Annotated in this window: 2 protein-coding genes and 3 tRNA genes (1 of these 5 cut by a window edge); 3 read left to right on the forward strand and 2 right to left on the reverse strand. The window is 62.7% G+C overall.

Translation table 11 applies throughout. The features are described from left to right. The 3 genes from alaS to RT460_RS19200 all read left to right on the forward strand — a co-directional run. On the forward strand, positions 1-2,625 hold a 2,625-nt coding region (gene alaS / locus RT460_RS19190), incomplete at its 5' end, for an alanine--tRNA ligase (protein ID WP_313321329.1). A gap of 138 nt (positions 2,626-2,763) precedes the next feature. Then, on the forward strand, positions 2,764-2,967 hold the full coding sequence (gene csrA / locus RT460_RS19195) for a carbon storage regulator CsrA (RefSeq protein WP_054656818.1): 204 nt from the start codon (positions 2,764-2,766) through the stop codon (positions 2,965-2,967). A 75-nt stretch (positions 2,968-3,042) separates the two neighbouring features. Then, positions 3,043-3,135, forward strand: a tRNA-Ser gene (locus RT460_RS19200). Positions 3,136-3,956: 821 nt separating this feature from the next. Here the strand turns inward: RT460_RS19200 and RT460_RS19205 are convergent. Both RT460_RS19205 and RT460_RS19210 read right to left on the reverse strand, forming a co-directional pair. After that, positions 3,957-4,033, reverse strand: a tRNA-Arg gene (locus RT460_RS19205). Positions 4,034-4,086: 53 nt separating this feature from the next. Further along, positions 4,087-4,141: transfer RNA gene (locus RT460_RS19210), tRNA-Arg, on the reverse strand (it continues 122 nt past the right edge of the window).

The raw sequence follows: 4,141 nt of genomic DNA on the forward strand, positions 1-4,141 counted from the left end.
TCCCAGATCCGCAGCGATTTCCTTGAGTTCTTCAAGGGCAAGGGCCACACCATCGTGCCGTCAGCACCGCTGGTGCCGGGCAATGATCCGACCCTGTTGTTCACCAATTCCGGCATGGTCCAGTTCAAGGACGTGTTCCTGGGTGCGGAAAAGCGCAGCTACGTGCGCGCGGCCGACGTCCAGCGCTGCCTGCGTGCCGGCGGCAAGCACAACGACCTGGACTCGGTGGGCTATACCGCCCGTCACCACACCTTCTTCGAAATGCTGGGCAACTGGTCGTTCGGCGATTACTTCAAGAAGGACGCCATTGCGTGGGCCTGGGAGCTGCTGACCCAGGTGTGGAAGCTGCCGGCCGAGCGCCTGCTGGTCACTGTCTATCACACCGACGATGAGGCCTTCGCACTGTGGCGCGACATGGTCGGCATCCCGGAAGAGCGCATCGTGCGCATTGGCGACAACAAGGGTGCGCCTTACGCGTCGGACAATTTCTGGCAGATGGCTGACACCGGCCCCTGCGGTCCGTGCACGGAAATCTTCTTTGACCACGGCGACCATATCGCTGGCGGCCCCCCGGGCTCGCCAGATGAAGATGGCGACCGTTTCATCGAAATCTGGAACCTGGTGTTCATGCAGTTCGACCGCCAGCCTGACGGCTCGTTGCAGCCGCTGCCGGCGCCGTGCGTGGACACCGGCATGGGCCTGGAGCGCTTGGCGGCGATCCTGCAGCACGTGCACACCAACTACGAGATCGACCTGTTCCAGGCGCTGATCCGCAAGGCCAGCGAGCTGACTGGCATGGCCGACCTGGAGAACAAGTCGTTGCGTGTGATCGCCGATCACATCCGCGCCTGCTCGTTCCTGATCGTCGACGGCGTGCTGCCGTCCAACGAAGGTCGCGGCTACGTCCTGCGCCGCATCATCCGCCGCGCCCTGCGCCACGGTTGGATGCTGGGTGTTCGCCAGCCGTTCTTCAGCAAGCTGGTGCCGACCCTGATCGAGCAGATGGGCGCGGCTTACCCGGAGCTGCCGGCACAGGCCGATACGGTGGTTCGGGCATTGCTCGCCGAAGAAGAGCGTTTCGCCGAAACCCTCGACTCGGGCATGAAGATTTTCGACGACGTCGCGGCCAAGGTCAGCGATGGCGTCATTCCTGGCGTAGATGCTTTCCGCCTGTACGACACCTATGGCTTCCCGGTCGACTTGACCGCCGACATCGCCCGCGAGCGCGGCATGACGGTGGATATGGAAGGCTTCGAGGCCTCGATGGAGCACCAGCGCGAGACCGCGCGTGCCGCCGGCAAGTTCGGTGGCGGCGTGACCCTGCCCGCCGAGTTGGTGGCGACCCTGTCGCCGACGGTTTTCCTCGGCTATGACGCCTTGCAGGCCGAAGGCATGAAGGTCGTCGCGCTGATCAAGGAGGGTCGCCCGGTCGATGCCGTGCAGGCCGGTGACGAGGTCATCGTGTTCACCGAGCAGACCCCGTTCTATGCCGAGTCCGGTGGTCAGGTCGGTGATACCGGCGTGCTGTCGGCTTCCGGTGTGAAGCTCACTGTCAGCGACACGCAGAAGTTTGCAGGCCAGTTCCACGGTCATGTCGCCAAGCTGGAGCAGGGCGGCCTGAAGCTGGGTGATGTGCTGGCCGGCGCGGTGGATGCCTCCCGTCGTGGCGCCACCATCCTCAATCACTCCGCGACCCACCTGCTGCACGCCGCGCTGCGCGAGGTGCTGGGCACCCACGTGCAGCAGAAGGGCTCGCTGGTTGCGCCCGATCGCCTGCGCTTCGACTTCTCGCACTTCCAGCCGATCACCGCTGAAGAGCTGGCGGTCATCGAACGCAAGGTCAACGAGCAGGTGCGTGCCAACAACGCCGCCGAAGTGCACAACATGGGCATGCAGGAAGCGTTGGACTTCGGTGCCATGGCGCTGTTCGGCGAAAAGTACGGCGAGAACGTGCGCGTGCTGAAGATGGGTGAATACTCCACCGAGCTGTGCGGCGGTACCCACGTGTCGCGCACCGGTGATATCGGGTTGTTCAAGATCACCTCCGAAGGTGGTGTGTCCTCTGGTGTACGTCGCATCGAGGCGGTGACCGGGCAGGGCGCACTGGACTATGTGGACGCCGAGGAGGCTCGCCTGCATGAAGCGGCGCAGCTGCTGGGCGGCAGCGCAGGTGACGTGGTCGACAAGATCCGCCAGCTGGGTGAGCGGCAGAAGAAGCTGGAACGCGAGCTGGAAGCCCTGAAGGCCAAGGTGGCGTCTGGCGCCACGGCGGATCTGGGTGCGGCTGCTGTCGAAATCGGTGGTGTGAAGGTGCTTGCAGCGCGGCTGGAGGGCTTTGACGCCAAGGCATTGCGTGATGCGATGGATCGTCTGAAGCAGCAGCTGGTTGACGCGGTGATTCTGCTGGCGGGTACCCAGGACGGCAAGGCGGCCCTGGTTGCGGGTGTCAGCGGTTCGGCGCAGGGCAAGGTCAAGGCCGGCGAGCTGCTGTCGCACGTTGCCAGGCAGGTTGGCGGCAAGGGTGGCGGTCGTCCGGACATGGCCCAGGGCGGCGGAGATGATGGTCCGCAGCTTGTGGCCGCGCTGGAGGGCGTGGCCGACTGGGTCAAGCCACATCTGGCCTGAATGCATCAAGCCTAATACCTTGAAGCTGTTTACGCCCTGCCGTTACCATGGGGAGTCTTTCCCCTTTGTCGTGGGGCGCATAGCTCCAAGCGCGCCAATGCCGGTGGGAAATCCACCGGTTCCATGGAGATTTGCACAATGTTGATCCTGACTCGCCGTGTAGGCGAAACCTTGATGATCGGCGACTCGGTCAGCGTGACCGTGCTGGGTGTCAAGGGCAACCAGGTACGTATCGGTATCACCGCTCCGAAGGATGTGGCAGTGCATCGTGAGGAGATTTTCCAGCGTATCCAGCGTGGTGATGAGCCCGCTGCATCCGGAAGTGAAGAAACTTCCGAATAAGGGTTTACCTTTCACCTCGTTTAACGTTATTCTTCGCGCCCCGCTTCGGAATACACGCGGCGGGGCAAGAAAAACGGAGTGATGCCCGAGTGGCCGAAGGGGCTCCCCTGCTAAGGGAGTATAGGGTCAAAAGCTCTATCGAGGGTTCGAATCCCTCTCACTCCGCCAGTTTCAAAAAAGCCCCTTTCAAGGGGCTTTTTTGTGCCTGATGGTTTTGTCGCTGTGCCTGCTGTTGGTGAGTTTCTGTTTCGATGTGCTGGCGCGCCTGTCTGCGCCTTGTGGGAGGGGCGTGTTCGCGCGGGGCAGTGGCGATGTGTTGTGGCGTTGCCTGGAAAGTCTCTGTCGAGCATGGCGTGGGATTGCAGGGTTCGGGGCTGTACTGAGGTGGCAGCGTGCTTTTGTGGGAGCGGCACAAGCCGCGAACCTCGTAGGTACTCAGGCGGCGTGCGGGCGGCGCCAGTGCGGCCAGCTTCGCGGGATCGCGGTGCCTTTGGGTAGTGCTTGGAAGGCTCCTGCCGAGCATGGCTCGGCACTACAGGGCTGCGTGCTGCTTCTGTGGGAGCGGTGCAAGTCGCGAACCTCGCAGGTGCTCATGTGGCGTGCGGGCGGCGCCAGTGCGGCCAGCTTCGCGGATCGCCGTGCCTTTGGGCATTGCTTGGAAGGCTCCTGCCGAGCATGGCTCGGCACTACAGGGCTGCGTGCTGTACTGAGGTGTCTGCGTGCTGCTTCTGTGGGAGCGGGGCAAGCCGCGAACCTCGCAGGTGCTCATGTGTGGCGTGCGGGCGGCGCCAGTGCTGCCAGCTTCACGGGATCGCCGTGCCTTTGGGCATTGTCGGGAGGGTTTCTGCCGAGCGCGGCTCGGCACTACATTGGATGCGGGTTATTGCGGGGCTTTGGCGCTAGTGTCAGGCGTTGTTTTGTCCGACGTGATTATCCGTCCGCATAACGCGCATAAAAAAACAGCAGGCAATGCCTGCTGTTTTTGATATTGGTGCGCTCGGAGAGATTCGAACTCCCGACCACCTGGTTCGTAGCCAGGTACTCTATCCAACTGAGCTACGAGCGCTCAACATTGCTGTTGTAATTTGAAGCGGTGCAGATTGAATCTGCGTTCTGACATGGTGCGCTCGGAGAGATTCGAACTCCCGACCACCTGGTTCGTAGCCAGGTACTC

This window comes from Stenotrophomonas sp., from assembly GCF_032061965.1.
GTDB lineage: Bacteria > Pseudomonadota > Gammaproteobacteria > Xanthomonadales > Xanthomonadaceae > Stenotrophomonas.

Excerpts from the sequence above, each read along its gene's own strand:
- csrA (WP_054656818.1), top strand. The coding sequence starts at position 2,764 with ATGTTGATCCTGACTCGCCGTGTAGGCGAAACCTTGATGATCGGCGAC.